This window comes from Amycolatopsis mediterranei (assembly GCF_026017845.1).
Classification (GTDB): domain Bacteria; phylum Actinomycetota; class Actinomycetes; order Mycobacteriales; family Pseudonocardiaceae; genus Amycolatopsis; species Amycolatopsis mediterranei.
The window spans coordinates 3,730,142-3,751,026 of the sequence record NZ_CP100416.1; the positions used below are offsets into that span (position 1 = coordinate 3,730,142).

Genomic DNA, 20,885 nt, shown 5'->3' on the forward strand with positions numbered 1-20,885 from the left:
GTCACCGCGAGTCGGCGACAGGACTGCGCGTGGCGCCGAGCGGGATCAGGCCGAGTGCGATCATCCCGACGCCCAGGCCGAAGTGCAGCCAGTTGTCGGCGGTGTTGACCGGGACGAAGTTGGCCGCGCTGCCCTGGTCGATCACCAGGCCGTAGAGCCACAGGACCAGGTAGATCACCCCGCCGCCGACGAGGAAGGCCCGGGCGCCGCTCGCCGTCCTCGCCAGGGCGAGCCCGGCGACGCCGAAGGCGAGGTGCACGATGTTGTGCAGGATCGAAACGGCGAAGACGCCCAGGAGCAGGGCGCCGGAATGGTGCCCGGCCCAGGTGAGCATGTCGTAGTGGGTCGTCACGCCGGGAATGAACCCCAGCACGCCGACCAGCAGGAAAACCACTCCCACGATCGCGGCGAGGAGCTGGCGCGGGGTTCGCCGGACCTCGGTTTCCATCGATGCCATGGTCGTTTCCTCCCGATTCGGTGAGCGGGCCCCTCGGCCGGGGGACCCGCCGGGCGACATGCCCGGCGCCGCGGCCGGCAAACGCGTTTCGCCCGGCGGTCCGCCGGGTATGCCCGGGTTTCGCCCGATCGGAGGAAGCGAATGAGCACTCCCGAAATCGACCCGGTGACCGCCGAGAGCATGGAAGCCGACGCCGACATCGCCGGCGAGCACACCGAGCCGACGTTCCGCGACCAGGAGCCCCGCGCCGGCGACAGCGACGAAGAGGACGCCGACCGCGGGGGCATGCCCTCGGCGTGAGGTCGGGGCCGCGAGGCGGTGGCGAGCATTTCGCCGGGGCCGATTTCTTCGGTCGCGGTGTCTTTCACGGAATGCGCCGCCGACGAGTTTGCGGGCTTTTCGGTTTCGGCTTCGCGGATTTCCCCCGATCGGCCGCATCGACCGGCGAATCGCCGTGTTTGACGGGTTCGCGAACGGATATCCGATCGGGTGAACGTCGTGAAGGAGGTGGTCACCGGTGCTGGCCAGGCACAATTCGGTGTGGCTGGTGCCGCGGCACGGCGCACTGGCCAAGGCCTCGGTCGTCGGCGTGCTGGATCGGACGACCTATCCGGAGCTGCGTGACCGGTTGCTGGAATTCGGGGCGGATTCCGAGGACGGTGTGCTGATCGACGTCGAGCGCCTCGAACTGCGCGACCGGGCGCTGATCCGCGTGTTCACCCTGGTCGCCCTGCGCGTGGGTGAGTGGCCGGCCGTCCCGTTCGCGTTGGTGACCGGGCGTCCGGAACAGCGCGCGGCGCTCGCGGCGACCGGCGTGCCGGTGTACGCGGACACCGCCACGGCGGAGGCGGCGCTGACCCGCCCGGCCCGGCGACAGGTGGGGCGCCTGCTCGACCGTTCGCCGCGCACGTCGGCGCGGGCCCGCGGGTTCGTCCGCGGGATCTGCGCCGAGTGGATGGTGCCGGAGCTGGCCGAGGACGCCGAGCTGATCGCGACCGAGCTGGTCGAGAACACGCTCCGCCACACGGATTCGGCGCCCCGGCTGCGGCTGGAGCTGCGCCGCGGGACCTTGTCCGTGGCGGTCTCCGACGAGAGCGGGCGCCCGGCGGTGCTGCGCGAGGGCCTCGACCTGGCCCGGGCGGGGCTGGGGCTGCGGATGGTGACCAAAGTCGCGAAGCGGTGGGGGAGCAGCCGGTCCCGCTCGGGCGGGAAGACGGTGTGGGCTTTGCTGGCGCGCCGGTGAGCCGCTGAGGACTCGGCCGCAGCTGTCGCGCCTGCCCGGCTTGGCCCTGGCCGCGGAAGCGGGTTCGGTTCGGCGCTGGTCGCGGCCGTTCCGCCCGGCTCGGCCCCTTGCCGCAGCTGTGGCGCCCGGCTCGGCCCTTGCCGCGCAGGGAGGTGCAGCTCGGCCCTTACCGCTGAAGGAAGCGGGAAGTGTGGCCCGGTTCACCGGGCCGAACGGCCGCCACCAGGGTGTTCGATGCCCGGCGGCGGCCGTCGAGTGCCGGGAGCCGTCAGGAACCCGGGCCGGAGTAGATCTCGGCTGCCGGGGGCTCGGAGACCGTGGCCGGCTTGTTCCAGTCGCTGAACTCCATCGCGCCCTGCTTCGGGTCCGCCATGCGCAGCAGGTAGTGGGGCTCGGTCGCCGCCACCGTGGCCGTGCCGTCCGGGCTCGTGAAGGTCAGCGCCGGTGCGCCCGCGAGCGTCGTCGGCTCGCCCGGCTTGAAGGTCGACTTCTGCATCTCGCCCAGCGTGCCCTCGGTGAACGACTTGTAGTCGAGGAACATCTTGAACGCGTCCGCGATGCCTTCGCCGATCTTGGCCTTCGACGACACCCACTTGCCGGTGAGCTGCTTGGCCGCCGAGGCCGGGACGCCGGCCTGCTTCACCAGCGAGTCGCTGAACTTGAAGTAGTACTTGTCGCCGATCCGCAGGACGGGGATCTCGAGGCCGTCCTTCACCACCGTGCCGCTCGCGCTGTCCGGGTTGAGCTGCAGGTCCAGGTTGAGGGCGCTGCCCTCCTGGGTCATCGTGCCCTTGACGTGCACGGCCGTGGCCTGCTTGGCGGCGTCGTTGATCGCGGCGCCCACCTTGGCGGCGTCGAGCGCCGGGGTCGCCGGAGCCGTGGACGACGCCGGCGTGGTGGAGCCGGCCGCGGCCGGGGCCGGCGTGCTCGGGGTGCCGGAGCAGCCGGCGAGGGCGAGGGAACCGGCCGTGAGGAGCGCGGCCAGGCGAAGGCGAGGCATGGGTGATCCGTTCATGAAGGCCGGGGCGTCCCCGGACACGAACGGGCTATCGTCCGAACGGGTGTTCCGTTACATCCGCCGTCATCGGCCGTGGTCGGTGCGGGGGACGCGGGGCCGGAAGTCGCGTTCGGTTTCGACCTCGCCCTCGGGCGTGTGGACGAAGTGTCCGACCCGGCGCTTGCGCGCGATCTGCCGCCCCGCCAGCACGGCGTCGACCCGGCGGGGAGAGGTGTTGGACGCCCGGCGGCCGCCTTCGACGCGGTTCTTCCACAGTCCGTCTTCGTAGTAGGTGTGCACGTCACCCTCCGCCACGACGCCGCCTCCCATCGTGAGTCTTGGAAGGCTGCGGATGCCCGGGGACGTAGCGGACAAACGTTGTGCGGTGTTCAAGCCAGCCGGAGTACCTGGATGGCGTTGTCCTTGAGGATCAGCGGCCGCACCTCGTCCTTGATCTCCAGCTCGGCGAAGTCGGCGAGCCAGCGGTCCGGGGTGATCACCGGGAAATCGGACCCGAACAGGACCTTCCGCTTCAGCAGGGTGTTGGCCGCGCGCACCAGCTGGGGCGGGAAGTACTTCGGCGACCAGCCCGACAGATCGATGTACACGTTCGCCTTGTGCGTCGCGACCGAGATCGCTTCGTCCTGCCACGGAACCGACGGGTGGGCCAGGATGATCGTCAGGTCCGGGAAATCGGCGGCGACGTCGTCGAGCAGCATCGGGTTCGAATAGCGCAGCTTGATGCCGTGCCCGCCCGGCAGGCCGGCGCCGATGCCGGTCTGCCCGGTGTGGAACAGGGCCGGGACGCCCAGCTCGGCGATCGCCTCGTAGAGCGGGTAGTACCGGACGTCGTTCGGCTCGAACGCCTGCAGGCTCGGGTGGAACTTGAACCCGCGCACCCCGTGCTCGGTGACGAGCCGGCGCGCGCGGAGCACGGCGGCCTTGCCGGCGTGCGGGTCGACGGAACCGAACGGGATGAGCACGTCCGCGTGCTCGGCGGCGGCGTCGGCGATCTCCTCGCTCGACAGCGCGGGGTGCCCGGTCGCGGCCGGCGCCTCGACCGTGAAGACGACGGCGGCCATGTTCCGCGCCCGGTAGTGCTCGGCGATCGCGGTCACCGTCGGCGTCCGGTCCTGGCCGGCGCGGAAGTACTTCTCCGACGCGTCCAGCAGTTCCTGGTCGAGGGCGAAGCAGCCGTGGCCGTCTTGCTCGACGTGGGTGTGGACGTCGATGGCGGTCAGGGAGGAAAGATCCACGAAGAGCTCCAGGGTCAGGGCAGGTCGGGCTGTGCGGCCTTGGCGGCCAGCAGGCGGTCGAGGACGGCGTCGCGGGCGGCGACGAGCCGGTCGTGGTCGGTGCCGGCCAGTTCGGCGTCGACGCCGGCGACGAGGGACTCGGCGAGTTCCGGCGTCAGGTGGACGCGGCCGAGGTCGCGCCACCACTGTTCGGTGGGCGGGCCGAGGTGGCGCAGGACGTGCGCGAGCCCGCCCGCGCCGCCGGAGAGGTGCTGGTTGGCGAACGGGCCGAGCACGGCCCAGCGCAGGCCGGGCCCGTGGGAGATGGCGGCGTCGATGTCGGCGACCGTCGCGACCCCGCGTTCGACGAGGGAGTACGCCTCCTGCCACAGCGCGGCCTGCAGCCGGTTCGCGACGTGGCCGGGCACCTCCCGCGTCAGCCGGATCGGCCGCTTGCCGGCCGCGGTGTAGAACTCGACCGCGCGGTCGACGACCTCCGGCGTGGTTTCGGCGCCCGGCACGACTTCCACGAGCGGGATCACGTGCGGCGGGTTGAACGGGTGCCCGACGACCACGCGCTCGGGGTGCTTCGGGCACCCCCGCGCGATGACGCTCGGCAGCAGCCCGGACGAGCTGCTCGCCAGGATCACGTCCGGCCGCGCGGCCTCGTCGAGCACGGCGAACAGGGCGTGCTTGACGTCTTCGCGTTCGGGCCCGTTCTCCTGCACGAAATCCGCCTCCGCCACCGCGGCGCCGGCGTCGGTGGCGAAGCTCAGCCGATCCTGCGACGCGCTTTCTGCGAGGCCCAGCCGGATCAAGGTGGGCCAGTGGGCGGCGACGTCGGCCCGCAGCCGCTCCTCGGCGCCGGGCGCCGGATCGGTGGCGACGACGTCGAAGCCGCGGGCGAGGAAGTGCGCGGCCCAGCCGGCCCCGATCACGCCGGTCCCGACGACCGCGATGGTGGTGATCCGGCCGGGCTTCGCCGCGCGGCCGGCGGGGGACGAGGTGATCCGGACGGTCATGCCGGCCCTCCGGCGAGCGCGACGAACGGGTCCAGTGACGCGGGATCGGCCAGGACGTCACGCGCGGCGACGTCGTCCGGCCGGGCGCCGCGGAGCAGTTTCTTCACCGGCAGCTCCAGTTTCTTCCCGGTGCGGTTGCGGGGGATCGACGGCACGGCGGTGATCGCGTCCGGCACGTGCCGCGGCGAGAGCGCGGTCCGCAACGCCGAGGCGATCTTGCGACGCAGGGTGTCGTCGAGTTCGGCGCCGGACCGCAGCGCCACGAACAGCCGGAGGTCGCCGTTGCCGCCCGCGGGGTCTTCGAGGTGCACGACGAGGGAGTCCTCGATCTCCGGGAGTTCCTCGACGACGGCATAGAACTCGGCGGTGCCCAGCCGGACCCCGCCGCGGTTGAGGGTGGCGTCCGAGCGGCCGGCGATGACGCAGCCGCCCTCGGGGGTGAACCGGATCCAGTCGCCGTGCCGCCAGACGCCGGGATAGGTCGAGAAGTACGTCTCCCGGTAGCGCGCCCCCGAGCCGTCGCCCCAGAACCCCACCGGCATCGACGGCATCGGGGCGGTGATCACCAGCTCGCCCAGTTCCCCGACGACTTCGGCGCCGTGCTCGTCGAACGCCTTCGCATCGACGCCGAGGCAGGGACCGGAGATCTCGCCCGCCCGGACCGGCTGCAGCGGGCCGCCCTGGACGATGCCGCTGCACACGTCGGTGCCGCCGCTGCCGACGTTGAGCAGAACGCCCGGGAACCGCTCGTGCACCCAGTGGAAGCCTTCGGCGGGCAGCGGGCTGCCCGCCGCGCCGAGCTGCCGCAGCGCGGACAGGTCGTACTCGGCGGCCGGGTCGAGCCCCGCTTTCCGGCACGCCATCAGGAATCCCGGGCTCGCGCCCATCAGCGTCGCCCGTGTTTCGTGGGCCAGCCGCCACTGCCAGGCCAGGTCCGGGTGCAGCGGGTTGCCGTCGACCAGCACGATCGACGCGCCGGTGAGCAGTCCCGACACCAGCGCGTTCCACATCATCCAGGCGGTGGTGGAGAACCACAGGATCCGGTCGCCCGGGCGCAGGTCCCAGCTGAGGCCGTGGTTCTTGAGGTGCTCCAGCAGGATGCCGCCGTGGCCGTGCACGATCGCCTTCGGCTTGCCCGTGGTGCCGGAGGAGAACAGCACGCACAGCGGGTGCGCGAAGCCGACCGGCTCGAATCCCGACTCGCACGCTTTCGGGGGCTCCGGGTGGCGGAGCCCCCGGCTCGGGCCGAAGGCCCGGATGTCACTGCTTTCGGTGAGCAGGTCGGCCCAGGCGAGCGTGCCGGGCAGGTCGTGCTCGCCGTAGGGGACGTGCACGACGTGCTCGGCGGTGGGCAGGCCGGCACGGATTTCGGCGACCTCGGCGCGGCGGTCGACGTCCTTGGCACCGTAGCGGTAGCCGGACACCGTCAGCAGCACCCGCGGTTCGATCTGGCCGAACCGGTCGACCACCGACCGGGCGCCGAACTCGGGGGCGCAGGAGGCCCAGATGGCGCCCAGGCTCGCGACCGCCAGGTAGGCGACCACGGCTTCCGGGATGTTCGGCAGGTACGCGACGACGCGGTCGCCGCGCCCGACCCCGAGCCGGGCCAGTCCCGCGCGGGCGCGCGCGACCTGGTCGCGCAGCTGCGCCCAGGTCAGCTCGGTGCGGTCCCGCGTCTGGGAGTAGGCGATGATCGCGGCCGCGTCGCCGGGACCGTGGCCGAGGGCGTGTTCGGCGTAGTTGAGGGTCGCGCCCGGGAACCAGTCCGTGCCGGGCATGGTCCGGTCGGGCACCACCGCGGTGGCCGGGGTGGCGAAGCGGACGCCGAAGAAGTCCTTGATCGAGGACCAGAAGCCGTCGAGGTCGGTCACCGACCACCGGTGCAGGGCCGCGTAGTCGTCGAAGAAGTGCCCGCGGGCTTCCAGCCACCGCAGGTACCGGCCGATCTCGGTGGTTTCGCGGACGTCGGGCGCGACCGGGCGCAGGATCATCGGCCGACCTTCCCGGCGCGCTTTTCGAGGAACGCCTGCATCTTTTCCTTCGCTTCGGCGCTGCCGCTGGCGACGGCGGCCATCAGCGCCTCCATCAGGTACCCCTCGGCCGGGTTGGCCTCGGCGATGCGCGGAAGGGCCTGCAGGACGGCGAAGTTGGTGATCGGCGAGTTGTCGGCGATCTTGCGGGCCAGGCCGAGCGCGTGCTCGAGGCCGTTTTCGACGCGGTAGTGCGACAATCCGGCGGCGTGGCCCTCGTCGGCGTCGAGCACGCGGCCGGTGAGCATCATGTCGGCCATCCGGTGCGCGCCGATCAACCGCGGCACCCGCACCGACGCGCCGCCGCCGACGAACAGCCCGCGCTGGCCCTCCGGCAGGGCGTAGAACGCCGAGGGTTCGGCGACGCGGATGTGCGCGGCGGCCGCGAGTTCCAGGCCACCGCCGACGACCGCGCCCTTGAGCACGGCGACCACCGGGACCCGCCCGCGTTCGAGCCGCTCGAAGGCGCGGTGCCACATCATCGAGTGCTCCAGGCCCTCGAACGCGTCGCGCTCGGTGAGCTCGGAAAGGTCCAGCCCGGCGGAGAAGTGGTCGCCGACGGCGTCGAGCACGACGGCCTTGATCCCCGGCGGCGGGGCGCCGAAGAACGACTCGAGGCCGAGCACGGTCGCGTCGTCGAGGGCGTTGCGCTTCTCGGGACGGGCCAGCCTCAGCACGGCGATGTCGTCCCGCAGCTCCAGGCGCAGCGAAGGGGGCAGGAGGGGGCTGGTCATGCGGGTCCGTTCGTGAAGGTTTCGGCGGCCAGGGTGCGCAGTTCGACGCGGCGGATCTTGCCGGTGGCGTTGCGGGGCAGGGTGTCGGTGAACTGCACGTGTTTCGGGACCTTGTAGCGCGCCAGGTGCCGTTCGAGGTGCGCGCGGAACTGCGGTTCGTCCAGCTCGGCACCGGGCCGGACCACGACGAAGGCCGCGCCCGCCTCGCCCCAGCGCTCGTCGGGCACGCCGACCACGGCGCAGGCGTCGACCGCGTCGAGCCGCACGGCGACCGCTTCGATCTCGGCCGGGTACACGTTTTCCCCGCCGGAGATGATCAGGTCCTTGACCCGGTCGACGACGTGGGCCCAGCCGTCGTCGTCGACGCGGACGACGTCACCGGTGCGGAACCAATCGCCCTCGACGAAGCTCGCCTTCGACTCCTCGGGCCGGTTCCAGTAGCCGCCGAAGACGTGCGGGCCGCGCACGAGCAGTTCGGCCGGTGTTCCGCCGAGCGGCTGCGGCGTGAGGTCGGGGCCGAGCGCGGCCACGTCGGTGAAGAAGTGCGGCACCCCGGCGGCGACCGGGTGATCGAGCGTGCCCTCGTGGGTGGCCATCGAGACGCCCGGCGCCGCCTCGGTCATGCCGTAGCCCTGCAGGAGCTTCACCCCGCGGTCCAGCCACGCGCGGGCGACGCGCTCGGCCACCGGCGAGCCGCCGTAGAGCACGCAGGTCAGCGAGCTCAGGTCGGTGCGGTCCCAGTCCTCGTGGCGGCACATCATTTCCAGCATCGTGGGGACCGCGGAGAAACTGGTGATCCCGGCTTCGCCGATCCGGGCGAGGATGGTGCCCGGATCGAACTTCGCCACCGGTTCCACGCTGCCGCCCTTGAACAGCGTCGGCAGCGTGATCTGGCCCAGCCCGACGCAGTGGAACAGCGGCGCGATGCACAGCGCTTTGTCGGTGCCCAGGACGTCGAGGTGTGCGAGCTGGTTGACGGTGTTCCAGGTGAGGTTGCCGTGGGTGAGGATCGCCGCCTTCGGCCGTCCGGTGGTGCCGGAGGTGTAGAGCAGGAGGCACGGGTCTTCCAGGCGCACCGCGGTGTCCGGAGGCGCCCCGGCCTCGGCGATCGCCGCCTCGAAGCCCCCGTCGGCCGGGTCCGTCGCGATGAGGACGCCGTCCGGCAGCCCACCGGCCGCCGCCACCAGGTCGGCGGTGTCCGCGCTGTGCACCAGGACCGAAGCGCCGCTGTCGTCGAGCATGTACCGGATCTCCGTGGGGGAGAGCCGGTAGTTGAGCGGGACGAAGAGCGCGCCGCGGCGGGCGGTGGCGAACAGCGTCTCGAACACGGTGATGTCGTTGACGCCGAGGTAGGCCACGCGGTCGCCCGGGCGCACGCCTCGCCGGGCCAGCGCGCCGCCGAGGCGTTCGACGCGTTCGGCGAGCCCGGCGTAGGTCAGGCTCCGGTTCGCCTGGACCAGCGCGGTCCGGTCCGGGTTGATCCGGGCCCGCCGCGCGGGCCAGCTGCCCAGGCCGAAATCGGGCAGGTTCACTGCAGCCTCCTTCACCAGCGGAGCACCGGTTTGATCGTCGTACCGGCGAGCATGTCGTCCACTGCCTGTTGAATCTGCCCGAACTCGTAGTGCGTGACCAGCTTTTCGATCGGGAACCGGCCGGCGGCGACCAGTTCGGCCAGGGTCGGCACCAGGGTCTGGGTCTCCGCGTCGCCCATGGTGAGGCCGACGACGTGCCGCCCGGGGAGCAGGAAGTTGACGTCCACCGGCACCGTCGTGCCGAACGCGGGCGCGCCGACGACGACCGCGGTGCCGCGCGCGGCCAGCGCACCGATCGCCGTCTCCAGGACGCCGGCGTTGCCGGTGGTCTCGACGACGCCGTCGACCCCGCGGCCGCCGGTCAGTTTCCCGACCGCCTCGGCGAGGTCCTCGCCGCCGGTGTCGATCGTGTCGGTGGCGCCGAGTTCGCGGGCCAGCGCGAGCCGGTGGGGCACCCGGTCGACGGCGATGATCCGGCTCGCCGGCGTCAGGTGGGCGGCCATGACCGCCGACAGGCCGACCGCGCCGGCCCCGGTGACCAGCAGCGTGGCGCCCGGGCGCGGGGCGAGGACGTTCCACACCGCGCCGGCGCCGGTCATGATGCCGCAGCCGAGCGGGGCCAGCAGGTCCAGCGGCGCGTCGGCGGCGACCTTGACGACGCTGCGTTCGTCGGCGACGGCGTGCCCGGCGAAGCTGGACTGGCCGAAGAAGTGCCCGCCGAGCGGGGTGCCGTCGCGGGAGATCGGGGTCGTGCCGTCCGGGCGCTGCCCGCCGAGCAGGTTGGCCGGCAGCCAGGTTTCGCAGTAGGCGGGGTGGCCGTCGCGGCAGTTCGCGCAGCCGCCGCAGGAGGTGTAGCTGAGCAGGACCCGGTCGCCGGCCTGCACGCGCGTGACGGCGGCGCCGACCTCCTCGACGATCCCGGCGCCTTCGTGGCCGAGCACGCCCGGCAGCGGGAACGGCAGCGCGCCGGCCGCGACGCCGAGATCGGTGTGGCAGACACCGGTGGCGACGATCCGGACCCGGACTTCGTCCGGTCGGAGCTCGTCGAGGGCCACTTCGCCGAGGGCGAAGCCGGCGCCGGCGGACTCCACGACGGCCGCGGTGGTGGTGGTCATGGGGATGCTCCTGGGCTCAGGCGAGGGAGATGACGACGGACTTCGTGCGCGTGTACGCGTCGAGGGATTCGGGGCCGTACTCGCGGCCGAAGCCGGAGTCCTTGACCCCGCCGAAGGGGATCGCGGGGTCGAGCATCGCCCAGTCGTTGACCCAGACGATCCCGGCCTGCAGCCGCGCGGCGACGCGGTGCGCGCGGGCCAGGTTCGTCGTCTGCAGCCCGGCCGCGAGGCCGTAGGGCGTGCCGTTGGCCAGCGCGACCGCTTCGTCTTCGGAGGTGAAGCGCTGCACGGTCAGCACGGGACCGAAGATCTCCTCATGGATCACCCGGGAGCCGGCCGGCAGGTCCGCGATCACGGTGGGCTCGAAGAAGAACCCGCCCTCGATGTCCGGCCGGCCGCCACCGGTGACGATCCGGCCGCCGTCGGCGCGGGCCTGCTCGACGTACTGCTCCACCTTCGCCCGGTGCCGCTCGCCCGCCATCGGGCCGACCACCGTCCCGGGGTCGAACGGGTCGCCGACCGGCACGTGCGGCACGGCTTCGGCCAGCGCGCCCAGGATCGTGTCGTACAGCGCGTCGGCGACGAGCAGCCGGGGCCCGCCCATGCAGAACTGGCCGGTGTTGAACACGAACGCCTTGATCACCGCGGCGACCGCCAGCTCGACGTCGGCGTCTTCGAACACGAGGTGCGCGGCGTTGCCGCCGAGTTCCAGGGTGACCGGCTTGAGGTGCTGCCCGGCCACGGCCGCCGCGTGCCGGCCGACGGCGGTGGAGCCGGTGAACGCGATCTTGTCCACCCCGGGGTGGCTCAGCAGGGCGTCCCCGATCTCCGAGCCGAAGCCGGTGACCACGTTGAGCACGCCGTCGGGCACGCCGGCCTCGGCGAGCAGCCCGGCCATCAGCAGCGCGCTGAGGGAGGTGTCTTCGGCCGGCTTGTGCACCACGGTGTTGCCGGCGGCCAGCGCGGGCGCGATCTTCGAGGTGGACAGGATCAGCGGGAAGTTGAACGGGGTGATCGCGGCGACCACGCCGAGCGGTTCGCGGCGCGTGTAGGCGTGCGCGGGGATCGGGATCTGCCGCGCCGCGCCGTCCAGGCCCTGCGCCAGGGCCGAGTAGTACTCGTACTGCTCGGCGACGGTCTCGACGTCGACGGCCCGGCACAGCGAGATCGGCTTGCCGACGTCGGCGCTCTCCAGGGCGGCGATCTCGTCGGCGCGGGCCCGCACCAGGTCCGCGACCCGGTGCAGCACGCGGGCCCGCTGCCGGGCCGGCGTCGCGGCCCAGCCTCCGGCCGCCTCGCGGGCCGCGGCCACCGCGGCGGTCACGTCGGCGGCCGTCCCGCGGGCGAGGGAGGTGAGAGTCCGGCCGGTGGCCGGGTCCACGGCGTCGAAGCGGGCCTCGGTCTCGGTCCACCGGCCGCCGATGAACAGCCGGCCCGGTTCGACGTCCGGGCGGGGCCGGGTGCCCGGCCTCTCCTCCACTGCGGTCATCGTCCGACTCCTCACTGAGCGACCGGTATATCAGGAACCCTGAGATGCACCAGGATGCGGCGGCGGGCCGTCCGTGTCAAGGGGCCTCGTCCCGGGCCGGCCTGGGCGGGATTTCCGGCTGAATCTTTTTGGCCCTCCGTTAACCGAGTCCCGTGTGGACGGACGACTTTTTCAGCGGGGCACCGGATAGTTCACCCGAGGCGACCGGGATCCGTAACGACCGTGCGGGAAACGGCGACTCCAGCGTGCCCGGTGCAGGGTCGTGTCCGTTCCGTCCGGCCCGCGGGGCGTGTCGGAAAAGAGGTCACCCGTGAACCCGAAGAACTCCCGGCGGTTCGCCCGCCGGGCCCTGCCGCCCGGCGCCGCGGTGGCCGCCCTGCTGGCCGGCGCCGGTGTCGCCGTCGCCACCACCTTCGCCGCCGGGGTGCCGGTCGCGGTGCCCGACCACCCGCTGGGCGGCGGGGCGGCGTGTGCCCCGCTCGTCGCTCAGCAGCAGGCGCGCGGCAGCGTCAACTACCCGGCCTCCGAGGTCGAGCCGTACGTCGCCGCCGACCCGGCCGACCCGCGCCACCTCGTCGGCTCGGCCCAGCAGGACCGCTGGAACGACGGCGGGTCGAACGGCCTGACCAACGTCGTCTCCCGTGACGGCGGGGCGACCTGGACACCGGCCGCCGCCCAGCCGCGGTTCAGCATCTGCGCCGGCGCAGCGGCCGGCTCGCCCGGGTACTTCCAGCGCACCACCGACCCCTGGGTCAGCTTCTCCGCCGACGGCCGGGTCGTGTACTCGATCGCGGACTCCTTCAACGCCGACGGCCCGGCGTTCGGCGGGGCGAGCGCGATCCTGATCAGCCGCTCGCTCGACGGCGGTGACCACTGGGAAACCCCGGTCACCGCGCGCCTGGACACTTCGACGCAGGTGCTCAACGACAAGGAGACGGTGACCGCGGACCCGCTGCTCGCCGACCGCGCCTACGCGGTGTGGGACCAGCTGGTCTCGCCGCAGAGCCACGCCAACCCCAGCGCGTACACGCACGCGTTCACCTATCGCGGCCCGAGCTACTTCTCCCGGACCACCGACCGGGGGCAGACCTGGAGCGCCGGCCGGATCATCTTCGACCCGGGGCAGAACGACCAGACGATCGGCAACCAGATCGTGGTGCCGACGACCGGCCCGGGGCGCGGCGTGCTGATCGACGGCTTCGACCTGATCACCAACAAGGGCGGCGCCTGCCCGGTCACCCACGGCGGTGCGCACTGCCACGGCTCGTCGACCTCGACCGCGGCCGTCATCCGGTCCACCGACGGCGGGACGACGTGGTCCGGAGCCACCGGCATCGACACCCAGCAGGTGGCTTCGGTGACGATCGCCGGCCACCCGGTCCGCTCCAGCGACGAGCTGCCCGAGTTCGCCGTCAACCCGGTCAACGGCTTCGTGTACGCGGTCTGGCAGGACGCCCGGTTCAGCGCGACCGGCGCGGCCAAGATCGCCTTCGCGCAGTCGGCCGACGGCGGGCTGACGTGGGGTGGCACGATCCGCGTCGACCAGTCGCCGGGGGACACGCCCGCGTTCGTGCCGCAGATCAAGGTGACCGCCGACGGCACGATCGGCCTGAGCTACTACGACCTGCAGAACGCGACGCCGGCGCAGCCGGGGCTCACCGACGCGTTCCTCGCCCACTGCCACGCCGCCACGAGCGACTGCGGCAACCCGGCGAACTGGGCCGTCAACGGGCAGACGAAGCTGACCGCGACGTCGTTCGACTACACCACCGCACCGGACGCCGGCGGCTACTTCCTCGGCGACTACTCCGGGCTCGCCGCAACGGGTCCGGCACTGACGGCGTACTTCGGCGTCGCGCGGCCGGTGGCCCTCAGCGGGGCATCGGACATCTTCGCCAACCACGCCGGGTAGGTGAGCCGGTGGTGATCGGGTAACAGTGACTCGTCACTGTTCCCCGATCATCGTTCACCCGGATGGGTGGTTTGACGGGCGCGCGTGCGGGTCGCGTGCGGAGGTAGGGGGTTCGGCCGTTGGCGGGGTTGCGCCGTTCGGATCAAGGACTACGCTGCGAAGAGCGGTTCAGCAGCATCCGTCCCCCGAACTTGCCAGCGACCGAGCGGGTCGGTCGAGAACGACCCGCTTGTCACGTCATCTGCGAATGAGGCGTGGAATGTTAGTCGTCCAGCCCCCAGCGACGGCGATCCCCGTAGCGCCGTCGAAGCGCGAACAGCGCACTGCGTTCGACATCCAGGTCATCCGCCCGTACTTCGGCGCGGTCATGGTCCGCATCCGCGGCGCGCTCGACGCGGACAGCGCCCCCCAGGTGCGTTCGGCGCTGAGCACCTGGGCCCATCGCCGGTTCCCGGTCCTGGTGCTCGACCTGTCCGAGGTCGACTTCCTCGACGGCGCGGGCCTCGCGGCCCTCGGCGGCATCCAGGCGTGGGCGGCCCGCGAAAACGCCACCCTGCGCGTCGTCACGGGCGACAACCGCGTGGTGCGCCGGGCGTTGTCGGCCAGCGGGCTCGACCACGCGCTGAACGTCAGCCGGCTGCCGTCCGGGTGGGAACGCGCCACGGAGATCCCCAGCCAGAGCTGACGGGCCAGGCTCTCTTCACCGGGCCGCGGCGAGTTCACGCAGCCCGTCGATGGTCTCCCGCAGGGCGTCGTCGGTCGGCGTCGGCTCGATGCCGAACGCCGCCGTCGCGGCCGAAGAGTCGAGGACGAACGGCCGCCGCAGCTGGTAGGTCACCTCCACCATCTCCCGCGCGAGCGGGTTGAAGAGCCCGCCGAGGCGCAGGACGAAGCCGGGCATCACCGCGACGCGGGCCGCCGGTGCGCCCGCCAGTTCCGCGGCGCGCCCGGCCAGCCGGCGCACGGACACCGCCGGCGCCGTCGGCACGTGCCACGGCCGGCCCCAGGCCCGCTCGTCGGCCGCGACCGCGACCAGCGTGCGGGCGACGTCGCCGACGTGGGTCCAGCTGTGCGGGGCGTCCAGGTCGGCCGGCGCCGAAGCACGCTTGCCGGCGAGCACCTTCGGCAGCACCAAAGCGGTGAACGACGAAAGCGCGCCCGCACCGAGGTAGTCGGACCCGCGCACCTCGGCCGTGCGGAGGCGGCCGGCTTCGTGCGCGGCCAGCGCGTCCGCCCACAGCTTCGCCCGCACCTCGCCCTTCACCGAGTTGGGCCGCATCGGCAGCTGCTCGGTGATCGGGCCGTCGACGGCGCCGTAGGCGTAGAGGTTGCCGGTCGTGACGAGCGGGACTCCGCTCACTTCGGCGGCCCGCAGGAGCGCCGCGCCGAGCGGGGGCCAGTCGGTGGCCCAGCGGTGGTAGGCGGGTCCTCCGCAGCTGTACAGCGCGACCGCGCCTTCGGCGTGCCGCGCGAGGGCGGCGGCGTCGGTGGCATCGGTGGCGATCAGCCGGACGCCTTCGATCGCCGGGCCCCCGCCACCGCGGCTGAGCAGGTGGACCTCTTCGCCGCGGGAAGCGAGCAGACGAGCCGTGGCCGAGCCGACCGGGCCGGCTCCGACGATGACGTGCAGGGACATGGAGACCGCCTCTTTCACCCGGGACGAGAACAGTGTTCTCGAATGAGAACACCGTACTAGGCGGCGGCGAGCGCGGTCAAGAACACTGTTCTCGTCAGGTTCGGGTGTTCTCGGATGTGCGAGACTGGGGTGGTGTCCGCCTCGTCGTTGCGCGCCCGGCTCCGCTCGGAGATGCACCAGGAAATCAAGGACGCCGCCCGGCGCCGTCTCGCCGAGGAGGGGGCGAACCTGTCCCTGCGTGCCGTGGCAAGGGACATGGACATCGTCGCTTCGGCGCTGTACCGGTACTTCCCGAGCCGCGACGCCCTGCTGACCGCGTTGATCATCGACGCGTACGAGGGGCTGGGCGCGGCAGCGGAAGCGGCCGAAGCGGCGGTCCCGCGCGACGATCCGCGCGGCCGGTGGCTGGCCGTGTGCCGCGCGGTCCGGGCCTGGGCGCTCGCGCACCCGGCCGAATACGGCCTGCTGTACGGAAGCCCGGTGCCTGGCTACGCCGCCCCGCCGGAAACCGTGGCGCCGGCGTCGAAGGTGATCCTCCTGCTCGCCGCCGTCGTCGGCGACGCCCCGGGGGAGATGGGCGCACCCCGGCCGCTGCCCGAGGCCGTCCGAGCCGACCTGCGACGGCTGATCGACGAACAGCCCGGGGACCTGCCGGAGGAGCGCCTGGACCGGGTGCTGCTCGCGTGGACGCACCTGTTCGGCCAGGTCGGCTTCGAGGTCTTCCACCGGCTGGACGACATGATCTCCGCGCGCGCCGACTACTTCGAGCACCACATGGCCCTGCTGGCCGAACTCGCCGGCCTGCCCTGACATCTTGCGGGGGTCCGGGTGGCGAGCCCCCGGCCCGGGGCATGGCCCCGGATGTCACCGAGCCGCGCTCAGGGCCGCTCGAGCGGGGCCAGCTCGCCGAACGGCCGCCGCACGCGTACCACCCGGTCCGACAGGTCCACGTCCTCCCAGGCCACGTACCGGGTATGCCGGTGCAGCCGGCGGATCAACGCCACCAGCGGCTTGGGCCCCCGCTGGTCGTGGCGCTGGTAGCCGAACAACCGGACTCGCGTGCGACCCACGATCACCCCGCGCACCACCAGTTGCGGCAGCCCGTCGGCGCCCGGCGTCACCTCGGTCCGGATCTCGCGGATCGCGCCGAGGTCACGGCCCGCGGTGTCGCGGACCGGGCGGCCGATCAGGTCACCGGCTCGCACGGCCCGCTCCCGGGATCCGGCCGATGACGCGGCGGCGCAGCCAGTCCTCCGACGGGCTGTCGGTCGCCCGGGCGACGGCCGTCGTCACGACGATCGTCGGCTCGATGCGGCGGATGGCGTTCAGCGGGATGCGTTGCGGCGCTTGGGCGCGGAACCCGTGGCCGATGTGGTGCAGGAGCGTGCCGATCGGGCCGCCGAGGCGGTCGGCGAGCGCCTCCGGGCCGACCAGCAGCGCGTCGACGACGTACGTCCCGTTTTCGGCGCGCAGTTCGAGATCGTCGACCTTCCCGACCACCGTGCCGTCTTCGCCGACGATCTGCCGGTCGAGCAGGGTGTCGCCCAGGTCGACGAGGCCCAGATCGGTCCACGGATTCATTGGCCTGCTCCGGTGAAGATCATCAGGGGAATCGCCACCAGCGCCGCGACGGCGATGACGACGAGCATGACGGCGCCGACGGTGTTGCTGAAGGGGCCGTTGGCGTGCTTGCCGAGGTACTCGCGGTCGTTGGCGACGATGAGCACCGGCAGGTAGGTCAGCGGCAGCGCCACCGCCGAGAAGATCAGCGAGATCTCGGTCAGGCCGACCGGATCGAGGCCGGTCTGCACCACCAGCACCGCGAGCAGCAGGCCGGCGCCGACGGTCAGGTGGAACCGGGCGGCGTCGCGCGGTGCGCGGCGCTTGCCCCAGTCCCAGCCGAAGTACTGCGCCAGCATGTAGCCCGACGACAGCCCGGTCTCCAGCGCCGCGCCGAAGGTGGCGGCGAAGATGCCGATCAGCACGATCACCAGGCCCGCCGTTCCCAGCGCGAGCGTCACCGGCAGGACGATCTGGCTGACCTGGCCGACGTCGACCCCGGCCGGGAACAGCACGACCGCCGAGCACGCCATCACGGCGAGGGCGAGCAAGCCTCCCAGAGGGAAGCCGAGCAGCACGTTGGCGCGCTGCACCGGCAGGTCCTTGACCGTCCAGCCCTCCTCGACGCCGCCGGAGGAGAAGAAGAACACCTCGTACGGCGTCATCGCCGAGGCGAACAGGGCCACCGCGTGGTAGGCGTAGGTCGGCAGCGCCTGGTCGGGTGGCGGGGCGAGCCCGGCGGCCTGCGCGCCGAGCGACGCCCAGTCGGGGTGCAGGAAGAACACCGCGACGGCGAACACCCCGATCGCGAGCCCGCCGAGGCCGAACCCGGTCTCCATCCGCTCGAAGCCGACCCGCCAGACCACCAGCCAGACGAGCACGCCGATCGGCAGCACCCACACGAGCCGGTCGACACCGGAAGCCAGCTCGATGACGATCGCGACGCCGCCGATCTCCGCGCACACCGTCAGCAGCGTGATGAGGAACGAGCCGGCGAGGTTGAGCAGGGCCATCCGCGGGCCGAGGCGTTCGCGGATCAGGTCGAACACGGGCCGCCCGGACACCGCCACGATCCGCCCGGACATGTCGGCGTAGACGCAGATCCCGAGCACGCCGAGGACGGTCACCCAGACCATCGCCATCCCGTAGCGGGCGCCGACGACGCCGCTTTCGACGAGGTCGCCGATGTCGACGAAGCCGCCGACCGCGGTGAGGATGCCGAGGGTGAGGGCGAGGAACCTCTTGCTCACGAGGTCACGCCCCAGCGGGCGAGTTCGCCGATGAGGCCCTGCAGTTCGGCGTCGATCTCGTCCAGGCCCCGGTCGGTACCGTCGCCGAGACCGTCGTCGAGCCGGTGGGCCACCGCGACCCCGCGGTCGGTGATCGACGCCAGTGCCGCGCGGGCGCGGTCGTCGGTCAGCTTGCCGACGTCCTGGCCGGCGGCGCCGAGTTCGTCGGCCGCGTCGCGGACGGTGACCGACAGGCTCGGCACGGGCGGCACCTCGTCGCGGTCGGCGGTCACCACGAGCCGCAGGAGTTCGAGCTGGCCCCGGATTTCCCGCCCGGCGTGCACCGTCTCGGCCCGGGGATCGGCGCCGCAGGCCGACAGGGCCGCGACCGCCACCGCGGCGGCCACTGCGCAGAGCCGGGTTCGCTGCAGCGCAATCACGAACCGGGTGTACCCGGTCGCGGTGCGGGCAAACCCCGGACCGCTCCACCGTGGACAGACGGGGGGATTGATCCGGCGCCGGTGCGGGAAATTGGGGTCCATGCCGAGCGAAATGTCCTTGCGGGCCGGGGGCGGACCGGACGAAAACGACCTTCCGGCCACTCGACCGGCGTGGCCGGTCACGGTGCTCGGCGCGGCGGCGCAGGGCGGCCTGATCTGGGTCCTGGTGGCCGGGGTGCTGGCGTGGCGGCCGGGGCCCCGGCGCCGGGCCGCGGGCCACGGTCTCGTGGCGGCCGCGGCCGGGATGGCGTTCGGGCACGGCGTGAAGGCCGTGGTGCGCCGGCCGCGGCCGGCGGCGCAGAACCTCCCGGCCCGCCGCGCGCTGCTCGAACAGCCGAAGTCGTCGGCGTTCCCGTCGACGCACGCGACGACGGCGGCCGCGTTCACCGTCGCCGTCGCGCTCACCGCGCCCGCGACCGGCGCCGCGATCGCGCCGCTGGCGGCCGCGGTCTGCTACAGCAGGCTCCGGACGCGGGCGCACTGGCCGACCGACGTGTACGGCGGCGTCGCGATCGGCGCTGTCGCTGGTGGCCTCGTGCACCGCCGGTTCAGGCGCGGAAGTACGCCCGGACGGTAGTGCCGTCGTCGCCGGTGTGCAGGCGGACGAGGTCGGCCAGGTGGTTGACGAGCAGCAGCCCGCGGCCGCGCGGCTGGTACGGGGTCGCGGGGTGGCGGCCGGCGAGGGGATCGGTGAGCCGGCCGCGGTCGTGGACCTCGCAGACGAACTCGCCGTCGCTGCCCCAGAACCGGACGGTGCCGGCCCCGCTGCCGTGTTCGACGCTGTTGGACAGCAGCTCGGTGACGACCACCGCGACGTCGGCGACCTGTCCGTCGTCCAGCCCGCAGGCGGCCGCGCGCACGTGGGCCAGCGCGCGGGCCGCCGCGAGGTCGGTGGTGTCCGCCAGTTCGAAAGCCCCGGCCGGCACGGGCAGGGGCTCGTTGTACCGGGCGATCAAGTCGTCCGGGGCGTAGGCGGGGCTGGTGCGCTGCCCGGTGCCGTCGATCAGGACCGGGTGCGTGACTTCGGCGTCGGCGAGGACGTCCGGAGCGAGCGCGTCGGCGTCGTAGGGGCACAGGATGGTCGCGTCCCGGCCGGTGAAGGCGAGGTTGATGAGGGCTTCGTGCTGGGCGCACGCCGGGTACTCGACGGCCGAGCGCGCCGCCCAGATCGGCTCGCCGATGATCCGCACCGGCCGGCCGGGGTGGCTGTCGGCGAAGGCGCGCAGCACGCCGGGGATGATCCGCCCGGGGTTGCGCCCGGCCTCGGTCATGTCCAGCAGCCGCACCCGGGCGGCGTCCGCGCCGAGTTCCCGCCGCAGCAGCTCGAGGTTGTCGCCGGGAACCGCGACCGCCACCGGCTCGTCGGCGGCGAGGGCGCCCCGGACGAACGGCACGGTGCCCGCCAGGTATTCGGCGGCACCCCGGTAGAACAACGCGGGGTGGCCGAACGCGCCGGTGCCCGTCTCCGCGGTTGCGCTCAAGCCGCCTCTCCTTCCACCGGGGACGTCACCAGTATGCGCGAACCCATCCCCGTATGGGGCGGCCCCCGGTCACTGGGCGCTACGGCGAAAACCGGTAGCAGCCCGTCGTTGAGAGGACACTGAGAGCGCTGTGCCGGTGAGCGTGAACTCTCCGGGCCCGGCCCGCGTGACCCGGGCAGACGATCCACTCCCGGGAGGTCACGGATGACCGACATCATCGAGGCGCGGCGCGCGGCCGTCGTCCGCAGTGACGGCGAATACCGGCTGGTCACCAATCAGGCCGTGCCCGCAGGGGCCCTGCTGTTCACCCTCGACGGCGAGCTCACGGCGACGCCGACGCGCTACACCGTCCAGCTCGACGAACGACGGCACGTCGACCTGCCCGCCGGCTGCCCGCTGGAAGAGGTGCTGGACCGCTACTACTGGCGGTTCATGAACCACGCCTGCGAACCGGCCGCGGTGATCCGCGGCCGCTCGGTGCTCAGCCTGCGTGCGATCCCCGCCTGGTCGGAGATCACCTTCCACTACGCCAGCACCGAGTACGACATGGCCGAGCCGTTCCCGTGCGAGTGCGGCGGCCGGCGCTGCGACGGCGTCATCCAGGGCTTCCGGTACCTGAGCGCCCAGCGGCGCGAGGACCTGCGCCCGCTGCTCTCGCCGTACCTGCTGGCCGTGCTCGACGGCCGCACCGCCGAACCCGTCGGGGCGTGAGG

The 20,885-nt window shown here is 72.9% G+C and carries 23 protein-coding genes; 7 read left to right on the forward strand and 16 right to left on the reverse strand.

What is annotated here, in order from left to right:
* Position 1: 1 nt before the first annotated feature.
* The gene (locus tag ISP_RS17630) at positions 2–457 is read right to left on the reverse strand and encodes a DUF4383 domain-containing protein (RefSeq protein WP_013225123.1); all 456 of its coding nucleotides are present in this window, start codon (positions 455–457) and stop codon (positions 2–4) included.
* 141 nt (positions 458–598) lie between these two features.
* Here ISP_RS17630 and ISP_RS17635 point away from each other — a divergent pair, with 141 nt between their 5' ends.
* Both ISP_RS17635 and ISP_RS17640 read left to right on the forward strand, forming a co-directional pair.
* Positions 599–757, forward strand: coding sequence for a hypothetical protein (locus ISP_RS17635; protein WP_014466937.1), 159 nt, complete (start codon positions 599–601; stop codon positions 755–757).
* A 217-nt stretch (positions 758–974) separates the two neighbouring features.
* A complete protein-coding gene (locus ISP_RS17640) occupies positions 975–1,700 on the forward strand; it encodes an ATP-binding protein (RefSeq protein WP_013225124.1) in 726 nt (241 codons plus the stop codon).
* A 268-nt stretch (positions 1,701–1,968) separates the two neighbouring features.
* Here the strand turns inward: ISP_RS17640 and ISP_RS17645 are convergent, their stop codons facing one another.
* From ISP_RS17645 to ISP_RS17685, 9 genes are all read right to left on the reverse strand, one after another.
* Complete coding sequence (locus ISP_RS17645) at positions 1,969–2,700, reverse strand: hypothetical protein (protein ID WP_013225125.1); 732 nt, start codon at positions 2,698–2,700, stop codon at positions 1,969–1,971.
* 81 nt (positions 2,701–2,781) lie between these two features.
* A complete protein-coding gene (locus ISP_RS17650) occupies positions 2,782–3,012 on the reverse strand; it encodes a DUF2188 domain-containing protein (RefSeq protein ID WP_013225126.1) in 231 nt (76 codons plus the stop codon).
* 74 nt (positions 3,013–3,086) lie between these two features.
* Entirely contained in the window at positions 3,087–3,953 is an 867-nt protein-coding gene (couO, locus tag ISP_RS17655; protein ID WP_013225127.1) for a 4-hydroxyphenyl-beta-ketoacyl-CoA hydrolase, read from the reverse strand.
* A gap of 14 nt (positions 3,954–3,967) precedes the next feature.
* Complete coding sequence (locus ISP_RS17660; protein ID WP_013225128.1) at positions 3,968–4,954, reverse strand: 3-hydroxyacyl-CoA dehydrogenase NAD-binding domain-containing protein; 987 nt, start codon at positions 4,952–4,954, stop codon at positions 3,968–3,970.
* Complete coding sequence (locus tag ISP_RS17665) at positions 4,951–6,945, reverse strand: acetoacetate--CoA ligase (protein ID WP_013225129.1); 1,995 nt, start codon at positions 6,943–6,945, stop codon at positions 4,951–4,953. Before ISP_RS17665 ends, ISP_RS17660 begins: the two co-directional genes overlap by 4 nt.
* Complete coding sequence (locus ISP_RS17670; protein WP_013225130.1) at positions 6,942–7,718, reverse strand: crotonase/enoyl-CoA hydratase family protein; 777 nt, start codon at positions 7,716–7,718, stop codon at positions 6,942–6,944. Before ISP_RS17670 ends, ISP_RS17665 begins: the two co-directional genes overlap by 4 nt.
* A complete protein-coding gene (locus tag ISP_RS17675; RefSeq protein ID WP_013225131.1) occupies positions 7,715–9,250 on the reverse strand; it encodes an acyl-CoA synthetase in 1,536 nt (511 codons plus the stop codon). Before ISP_RS17675 ends, ISP_RS17670 begins: the two co-directional genes overlap by 4 nt.
* Positions 9,251–9,261: 11 nt before the next feature.
* On the reverse strand, positions 9,262–10,365 hold the full coding sequence (locus ISP_RS17680) for an NAD(P)-dependent alcohol dehydrogenase (RefSeq protein ID WP_013225132.1): 1,104 nt from the start codon (positions 10,363–10,365) through the stop codon (positions 9,262–9,264).
* Between the two features lie 16 nt (positions 10,366–10,381).
* Positions 10,382–11,854 carry an aldehyde dehydrogenase family protein gene (locus ISP_RS17685; RefSeq protein ID WP_013225133.1) on the reverse strand — a complete coding sequence of 491 codons (1,473 nt, stop codon included), beginning with the start codon at positions 11,852–11,854 and terminating at the stop codon, positions 10,382–10,384.
* A 310-nt stretch (positions 11,855–12,164) separates the two neighbouring features.
* On the opposite strand from ISP_RS17685, the gene ISP_RS17690 reads away from it, so the two are divergent.
* Both ISP_RS17690 and ISP_RS17695 read left to right on the forward strand, forming a co-directional pair.
* The gene (locus tag ISP_RS17690) at positions 12,165–13,766 is read left to right on the forward strand and encodes a sialidase family protein (RefSeq protein WP_013225134.1); all 1,602 of its coding nucleotides are present in this window, start codon (positions 12,165–12,167) and stop codon (positions 13,764–13,766) included.
* 259 nt (positions 13,767–14,025) lie between these two features.
* On the forward strand, positions 14,026–14,451 hold the full coding sequence (locus tag ISP_RS17695; protein WP_013225135.1) for an STAS domain-containing protein: 426 nt from the start codon (positions 14,026–14,028) through the stop codon (positions 14,449–14,451).
* A gap of 15 nt (positions 14,452–14,466) precedes the next feature.
* On the opposite strand, the gene ISP_RS17700 is transcribed toward ISP_RS17695, so the two are convergent.
* Positions 14,467–15,402, reverse strand: a complete 936-nt coding sequence (locus tag ISP_RS17700) for an NAD-dependent epimerase/dehydratase family protein (protein ID WP_013225136.1) — start codon at positions 15,400–15,402, stop codon at positions 14,467–14,469.
* A gap of 114 nt (positions 15,403–15,516) precedes the next feature.
* On the opposite strand from ISP_RS17700, the gene ISP_RS17705 reads away from it, so the two are divergent.
* Positions 15,517–16,212, forward strand: a complete 696-nt coding sequence (locus tag ISP_RS17705) for a TetR/AcrR family transcriptional regulator (RefSeq protein WP_230468808.1) — start codon at positions 15,517–15,519, stop codon at positions 16,210–16,212.
* Positions 16,213–16,280: 68 nt separating this feature from the next.
* On the opposite strand, the gene ISP_RS17710 is transcribed toward ISP_RS17705, so the two are convergent.
* Genes ISP_RS17710 through ISP_RS17725 form a run of 4 tightly spaced genes read right to left on the reverse strand, consistent with a single transcriptional unit; the run spans position 16,281 to position 18,631 of the window.
* Positions 16,281–16,607 carry a hypothetical protein gene (locus ISP_RS17710; protein WP_013225138.1) on the reverse strand — a complete coding sequence of 109 codons (327 nt, stop codon included), beginning with the start codon at positions 16,605–16,607 and terminating at the stop codon, positions 16,281–16,283.
* Positions 16,594–16,983 (reverse strand): PRC-barrel domain-containing protein, encoded by a 390-nt coding sequence (locus tag ISP_RS17715; RefSeq protein ID WP_013225139.1) that lies wholly within the window; start codon positions 16,981–16,983, stop codon positions 16,594–16,596. The genes ISP_RS17710 and ISP_RS17715 overlap by 14 nt, the downstream gene beginning before the upstream one ends.
* On the reverse strand, positions 16,980–18,212 hold the full coding sequence (locus tag ISP_RS17720; protein WP_013225140.1) for an NRAMP family divalent metal transporter: 1,233 nt from the start codon (positions 18,210–18,212) through the stop codon (positions 16,980–16,982). Before ISP_RS17720 ends, ISP_RS17715 begins: the two co-directional genes overlap by 4 nt.
* A complete protein-coding gene (locus tag ISP_RS17725) occupies positions 18,209–18,631 on the reverse strand; it encodes a hypothetical protein (RefSeq protein ID WP_230468809.1) in 423 nt (140 codons plus the stop codon). Before ISP_RS17725 ends, ISP_RS17720 begins: the two co-directional genes overlap by 4 nt.
* A gap of 100 nt (positions 18,632–18,731) precedes the next feature.
* On the opposite strand from ISP_RS17725, the gene ISP_RS17730 reads away from it, so the two are divergent.
* Positions 18,732–19,268: a phosphatase PAP2 family protein gene (locus ISP_RS17730; RefSeq protein WP_014466939.1), complete on the forward strand. Its 537-nt coding sequence runs from the start codon at positions 18,732–18,734 to the stop codon at positions 19,266–19,268.
* Here ISP_RS17730 and ISP_RS17735 read toward each other — a convergent pair.
* Positions 19,240–20,172, reverse strand: coding sequence for a sensor histidine kinase (locus ISP_RS17735; RefSeq protein WP_013225143.1), 933 nt, complete (start codon positions 20,170–20,172; stop codon positions 19,240–19,242). The genes ISP_RS17730 and ISP_RS17735 overlap by 29 nt on opposite strands.
* Before the next feature lie 204 nt (positions 20,173–20,376).
* Here ISP_RS17735 and ISP_RS17740 point away from each other — a divergent pair, with 204 nt between their 5' ends.
* Positions 20,377–20,883 carry an SET domain-containing protein gene (locus ISP_RS17740; protein ID WP_013225144.1) on the forward strand — a complete coding sequence of 169 codons (507 nt, stop codon included), beginning with the start codon at positions 20,377–20,379 and terminating at the stop codon, positions 20,881–20,883.
* Positions 20,884–20,885 lie beyond the last annotated feature (2 nt).

Coding starts and splice junctions, on each gene's coding strand:
- ISP_RS17635 (WP_014466937.1), top strand. CDS start 599: ATGAGCACTCCCGAAATCGACCCGGTGACCGCCGAGAGCATGGAAGCC.
- ISP_RS17695 (WP_013225135.1), top strand. CDS start 14,026: ATGTTAGTCGTCCAGCCCCCAGCGACGGCGATCCCCGTAGCGCCGTCG.
- ISP_RS17645 (WP_013225125.1), bottom strand. CDS start 2,700: ATGCCTCGCCTTCGCCTGGCCGCGCTCCTCACGGCCGGTTCCCTCGCC.
- ISP_RS17715 (WP_013225139.1), bottom strand. CDS start 16,983: ATGAATCCGTGGACCGATCTGGGCCTCGTCGACCTGGGCGACACCCTG.
- ISP_RS17630 (WP_013225123.1), bottom strand. CDS start 457: ATGGCATCGATGGAAACCGAGGTCCGGCGAACCCCGCGCCAGCTCCTC.
- ISP_RS17680 (WP_013225132.1), bottom strand. CDS start 10,365: ATGACCACCACCACCGCGGCCGTCGTGGAGTCCGCCGGCGCCGGCTTC.
- ISP_RS17700 (WP_013225136.1), bottom strand. CDS start 15,402: ATGTCCCTGCACGTCATCGTCGGAGCCGGCCCGGTCGGCTCGGCCACG.
- ISP_RS17660 (WP_013225128.1), bottom strand. CDS start 4,954: ATGACCGTCCGGATCACCTCGTCCCCCGCCGGCCGCGCGGCGAAGCCC.
- ISP_RS17670 (WP_013225130.1), bottom strand. CDS start 7,718: ATGACCAGCCCCCTCCTGCCCCCTTCGCTGCGCCTGGAGCTGCGGGAC.
- ISP_RS17705 (WP_230468808.1), top strand. CDS start 15,517: ATGTGCGAGACTGGGGTGGTGTCCGCCTCGTCGTTGCGCGCCCGGCTC.
- ISP_RS17665 (WP_013225129.1), bottom strand. CDS start 6,945: ATGATCCTGCGCCCGGTCGCGCCCGACGTCCGCGAAACCACCGAGATC.
- ISP_RS17685 (WP_013225133.1), bottom strand. CDS start 11,854: ATGACCGCAGTGGAGGAGAGGCCGGGCACCCGGCCCCGCCCGGACGTC.
- ISP_RS17730 (WP_014466939.1), top strand. CDS start 18,732: ATGCCGAGCGAAATGTCCTTGCGGGCCGGGGGCGGACCGGACGAAAAC.
- ISP_RS17740 (WP_013225144.1), top strand. CDS start 20,377: ATGACCGACATCATCGAGGCGCGGCGCGCGGCCGTCGTCCGCAGTGAC.